This is a genomic window from Phenylobacterium sp. (assembly GCF_036495085.1).
Lineage (GTDB): Bacteria > Pseudomonadota > Alphaproteobacteria > Caulobacterales > Caulobacteraceae > Phenylobacterium.
This window is the reverse complement of record NZ_DASXNL010000117.1, coordinates 1-4,485: the sequence shown is the minus strand read 5'-3', so window position 1 is coordinate 4,485 and position 4,485 is coordinate 1. Positions and strand designations below refer to the sequence as shown.

The 4,485-nt window shown below is 65.6% G+C and carries 6 protein-coding genes and 1 pseudogene; 4 read left to right on the top strand and 3 right to left on the bottom strand.

Annotated elements, in window-relative coordinates; translation table 11 throughout:
- The 3 genes and pseudogenes from VGI62_RS13705 to folD all read left to right on the top strand — a co-directional run.
- A pseudogene (locus VGI62_RS13705) lies at positions 1-417 on the top strand (S1/P1 Nuclease); the annotation flags it as partial.
- The gene (locus VGI62_RS13700; RefSeq protein ID WP_331505055.1) at positions 417-872 is read left to right on the top strand and encodes an NUDIX domain-containing protein; all 456 of its coding nucleotides are present in this window, start codon (positions 417-419) and stop codon (positions 870-872) included. The pseudogene VGI62_RS13705 and the gene VGI62_RS13700, both read left to right, overlap by 1 nt.
- 59 nt (positions 873-931) lie before the next feature.
- Complete coding sequence (gene folD, locus VGI62_RS13695; RefSeq protein ID WP_331505054.1) at positions 932-1,831, top strand: bifunctional methylenetetrahydrofolate dehydrogenase/methenyltetrahydrofolate cyclohydrolase FolD; 900 nt, start codon at positions 932-934, stop codon at positions 1,829-1,831.
- Between the two features lie 166 nt (positions 1,832-1,997).
- Here the strand turns inward: folD and VGI62_RS13690 are convergent, their stop codons facing one another.
- The 3 genes from VGI62_RS13690 to VGI62_RS22455 all read right to left on the bottom strand — a co-directional run bounded on the left by VGI62_RS13690 (position 1,998) and on the right by VGI62_RS22455 (position 3,599).
- Positions 1,998-2,951: a hypothetical protein gene (locus tag VGI62_RS13690; RefSeq protein WP_331505053.1), complete on the bottom strand. Its 954-nt coding sequence runs from the start codon at positions 2,949-2,951 to the stop codon at positions 1,998-2,000.
- A gap of 233 nt (positions 2,952-3,184) precedes the next feature.
- Positions 3,185-3,445, bottom strand: a complete 261-nt coding sequence (locus VGI62_RS13685; RefSeq protein ID WP_331505052.1) for a hypothetical protein — start codon at positions 3,443-3,445, stop codon at positions 3,185-3,187.
- A gap of 61 nt (positions 3,446-3,506) precedes the next feature.
- Positions 3,507-3,599, bottom strand: coding sequence for a PEPxxWA-CTERM sorting domain-containing protein (locus VGI62_RS22455; RefSeq protein ID WP_414695691.1), 93 nt, complete (start codon positions 3,597-3,599; stop codon positions 3,507-3,509).
- A gap of 497 nt (positions 3,600-4,096) precedes the next feature.
- Between VGI62_RS22455 and VGI62_RS13680 the strand changes: the two genes are divergently transcribed.
- On the top strand, positions 4,097-4,384 hold the full coding sequence (locus tag VGI62_RS13680; RefSeq protein ID WP_331505051.1) for a hypothetical protein: 288 nt from the start codon (positions 4,097-4,099) through the stop codon (positions 4,382-4,384).
- Positions 4,385-4,485: the final 101 nt, after the last annotated feature.

Genomic DNA, 4,485 nt, shown 5'->3' with positions numbered 1-4,485 from the left:
GGCTGGGGCGATTATCCCAACCCGGGCGGCTATTCGAACGCCAAACTGCACGCCCCATTCGAGAGTGACCTTGTGCGTTCAAGCGTCACCGAGGCGGCCGTGGCCGCAAAGGTCTCTGCGCCCCGCAGATTTGAAGGCCCGATTGAGCAGCGGACCGCTGACTACCTGGCCGCCACCAGCCGGCTGGTCGTCCCGTTCTACGAAATGGAAAAGGCGGGCGGCATGGCGCCTGGCGATCCACGAGGGCCGGCGCTGGCGACTGAACAGTTGGCGGCCGGCGCCTCGGAGCTGCGCGATCTGATCGTGCTCGCCTGGGAGGCGAGCCTCAACATGGAGGTCGGCTGGAAACCGGTTCCGGTCGCCGCGGTGATCGCCGGCAAGATCGATCCCTTTCCGGCTCTCATGGGAATCGACTGATGGCAGTTCCACAGTTCGGCAAACCGGAGCCGGGCAGGGCCTATCCCGATCGGCCCGCCGCCTTCGTGATCGTTGTCAGGGAGGGCGAGATCGCAACCGTTCGCGTCGACTTCTCGGGCGGCGGTTCGCGCCTCGACCTTCCGGGCGGCGGCCTTGATCCCGGCGAGACGGCTGAGCAGGCGGCCACGCGCGAATGCGGGGAAGAAGCGGGCCTGCAGGTGGCCATTGAAACCCCTGTCGTTCGCGCCGACCACTTCTTCGTCAATGAGAAGGGGGATGCCTGCAACACGCGAGGGACATTCTTCGCCGCCAAGCTAATGGCCGAGGCGCCCGAACTGAAGATCGAGGACGACCACACGCTGGTCTGGATGAGCCCGCAAGCGGCGCTCGCCCGGCTCACCAGAGAGTCCCACGCCTGGGCGGTGGCGGCGTGGATCAGGAGCCTGAACGTCTAGGCCGGATTTGCGCCCGCTCGCTCGAACGGCTAGTCGGGGCTCAAGACCAAGGAGCGCCCATGGCCGACAGCCCCGCCCGCATCATCGACGGCAAGATCTACGCCGAACGCCTGCGGGCGCAGGTCGCGGCCGAGGTGGCTGAACTTCGCGCGAACCACGACCTCCAGCCCGGCCTTGCCGTCGTGCTGGTCGGCGATGATCCCGCAAGCCAGATCTATGTCCGCTCGAAGGGCGAGCATTCGCTGGCGGTGGGGATGCACTCGGTCACCCATCGCCTGCCGCAGGACACCAGCCAGCACGACCTCCTGCGACTGGTTGGCGAGCTGAACGTCGACCCGCTGATCCACGGCATTCTGGTCCAGCTACCGCTGCCTGGCCATATTGATGAAAAGGCGGTCCTTGCGGCGATCAATCCGGACAAGGACGTCGATGGCCTGCACGTGGTCAACGCCGGGCGTCTGGCGAGCGGCCAGCCGGCGCTGACGCCGTGCACGCCGCTGGGCTGCATGATCCTGCTGCGCGAGACGGTCGGCGACCTGACGGGCCTTCGCGCGGTGGTCGTTGGCCGTTCGGTGCTGGTGGGTCGGCCGATCGCGCAACTGCTGCTGCAGGCCGACTGCACAGTGACCATCGCTCATTCGCGAACACGCGACCTGCCGGCCGTCTGCCGGGAGGCCGATATCCTGGTCGCCGCCGTGGGGCGTCCGCGGATGATCCGTGGCGACTGGATCAAACCGGGTGCCGCGGTGATCGACGTCGGCATTAACCGCGTACCCTTCGACGACCCGGTGAAGGCCGCCGAAGGCCGCACCAAGGTCGTGGGCGACGTCCACTTCAAGGAGGCGAGCCAGGTCGCAGGTTGGATCACACCTGTCCCGGGCGGCGTCGGGCTCATGACGGTCGCCGTGCTGCTGCAGAACACCGTCACAGCAGCTCGACGCCAAGCAGGGTTTGCGTAGGCCCTCTCCAAGGGCGGCGGCGGTGACGAGAGTGCCTGCTGCTCAATAGGAATCCAGGTGCGCATAGCGCACGCGTCGGAGCCAAACGACTCACGCTGACTCGCGGTCGCAATGAGTCGTCCAACGGTGAGTTTCCGGCGCTGAACAAACGGGGAGAATCGACCCCCTAGCGGTCCTTCGGCGGCGCGGGCGCAGATTCCAGGTCGTGCAGCATGCGTGAGCCTATGGCGCTGCGCTGAACGCGGCCGAACTGTTCGGCGTCCGTTGCGTAGAGACCCTTCAAAAAGGCCGCGTCGTACTGCGACAAGCCCGAGGGATCCGGTCCTGGCGGGCAGTCTGGATTCAGGAAATCGACGATGGTCGGCAGCGCGCTGCAGCCCTGCACGCGATCGAGGCGGGCGAGACTCAGCATCGCCACAGAATCCGCAATGGGTCCGATTTGGTGGCCCAAGATCTTTCCGCTGTCGACCACCACCAGGACACCCATGAACTGACTTTCCAAGCGGGCGCTGAAATGGCTTCCGGCAGCGCCGCTGGGAAGCCGAGTGAATTCATCGTCGGCCTCGATGACACCCCCCTCAGCCTTCGTGCCGGTCATGTACCAAGCCTGGATAGGATGGTCGAAGACCGCAAGACGCCCAGCCTGCGCCGCGTAGTGGAAGCCGAGGAGCTGGGGATGTCGCTTACGCACATCGTCCAGCAAGGCCTGGGGCTTAGTGGTGAAGACGATCAGGAGGTTGGTTTTGCAGGCGAAGTTGCGGTTTGGATGCTTCTCGACCGGCGCGCCCGCCGCCGCGGCGACGCTCCTCACGCGCCTGACCACATAGTCGTTGAAGGGCGGGCTCAGGCCGCCAGCCACCGGACAGACGGGAGTTGCCCAGCGGGAGAGCTGGTCGATCCTGCCCGTCGCCGCGTGCGCCTCGACAAACCGCTCGACGAGCGCCGGAAGCTTCCTCTGTTCGGCTCGAGGGGCGACGACCGTCACGCCTTCGACCGAGGAAGGCTGCGTCTCCGCGGCGGTCTGGGCTGCAGCGAGAGCGCCTGGCGCACCAACGGGACTCACAGCCGCCGACACGGCGAGGGCGATCGCGGCCAGAATTCGGGCGGGTCGATCCCACATGGATCGACGCTAGCGAACGGAGAGCTTTTTGGAAGGGCGCTACCCTGGGCTGACGTGAACTTTCCACCCTCGGCTGACCTGCGGAATGTCCGCTTCGCGCCGCTTGGCGCAAGGGAAACTCGGCGATAGGCGGACCGTGCGGCCATCGGGCTCACCGAGGCGATGGTCAAGCCGTTTGCGCGGCGACGTGATACGCCGTCCATCGCCCCGCGGCCGCTCACCATGCGACCTCCTCAGGCCGGGCATTTCGGATCGCGATGCCGAAGGTCGAGCTCGTTCAGCCGGGCCTGCAGGAGGGACAGCGAGACCGGGTTGCGTGCCTCCATCCAGCGCGCCGAGCTCATCGGGTTCGGGAACCGCTCGAATACGAGTCCGCCAGTGCGCGCGAAACCGCGGCGAGCGGGGAACACATGCGTATTGTCCAACAGCTCGTAGGCCTTCGCTTCTGAGCTGCCCCAATGCTCCCACCAGTCCTCCCAAGCGTACCCGTCCATGGGTGCCCCATAGCTTGGCCTCGTCCCATCCGTCCCGGTCGCAGCAGGCCACGATCGGCGCCTAAGCCAGGGCGCTCCGCTGTCGCCGCAGAACAGCTCCCAATCCGAAGAACCCGGTTAACATTATCGCCCAGGTCGCAGGTTCGGGAACCACGCCGAATAGGTTCTGGATGCCGACGATGTCTGCGTGATCGCACGCGATCGTAATGGGACCGTTAGGCCCGATATTAAAATTGACTTGGAGACCGTCGGTGGGAACGAGAAACGTCCGGCCGTTGACAGTGACGCGCCTCGTCGCGTCGCATTCCGCCGCCAAGGCCTGGACGCCTCTGCGGCCCGGCACAAAGGTCCGATACCCACCCCCTTAACGGGGACGCCCCTCGTCGCCCGTGGTGCGCTCAGAACGATGCCGTCCGCGAGCATCAATCATCATGCAGCGGCACAATGAGGCGCCAACGCGCGCAAGGCGATCGCGCCATCTCCGCGGAACGACGACCCATGCAAAAGGGCCCAGGTCGAAGGCGACAGATCGGATAGCCCGTGACGCGGAACACCGCTTTCGACCCCAACTCGGTCATTGCGTGGCGCGCGGCATTAGGCGCTAATCCGTTAGCGCCACCGGCGAGATCGACGAACGCGAGGGAGGACTTAATGGCCTACGGCATCGTGCATTATTTTGCTGGTGGTACGAAGGAGCAGTACGAGGCGTCGCTCGGTGCGGTTCACCCGGGCCGGAGCGTTCTTCCCAAGGGCCAACTTTACCACGTCGCGGGTCCTTCCGACGGAGGATGGACAATTGTGGCGATCCACGAGACCAAGGCCAGTTGGGAGGCGTTCCGGGATGGGATCCTGATGCCGGCGATAAGCAAGGGCATCGCAGGGGGGTTTGCGTCTCCGCCTCAGGAGACGGCCTTCGACGTCTACCATCAAGAACCGTAGCGCAGGTCCGACGCCATCTGGGCGGCGAAGGGAAGCCTACATTGTCCCCTACCGCGCAAGCGGCCGTGTCCGTAAACCACCCCTGAACCGATAGAGTATCC

Excerpts from the sequence above, each read along its gene's own strand:
- VGI62_RS13700 (WP_331505055.1), top strand. The coding sequence starts at position 417 with ATGGCAGTTCCACAGTTCGGCAAACCGGAGCCGGGCAGGGCCTATCCC.
- folD (WP_331505054.1), top strand. The coding sequence starts at position 932 with ATGGCCGACAGCCCCGCCCGCATCATCGACGGCAAGATCTACGCCGAA.
- VGI62_RS13690 (WP_331505053.1), bottom strand. The coding sequence starts at position 2,951 with ATGTGGGATCGACCCGCCCGAATTCTGGCCGCGATCGCCCTCGCCGTG.
- VGI62_RS13685 (WP_331505052.1), bottom strand. The coding sequence starts at position 3,445 with ATGGACGGGTACGCTTGGGAGGACTGGTGGGAGCATTGGGGCAGCTCA.
- VGI62_RS13680 (WP_331505051.1), top strand. The coding sequence starts at position 4,097 with ATGGCCTACGGCATCGTGCATTATTTTGCTGGTGGTACGAAGGAGCAG.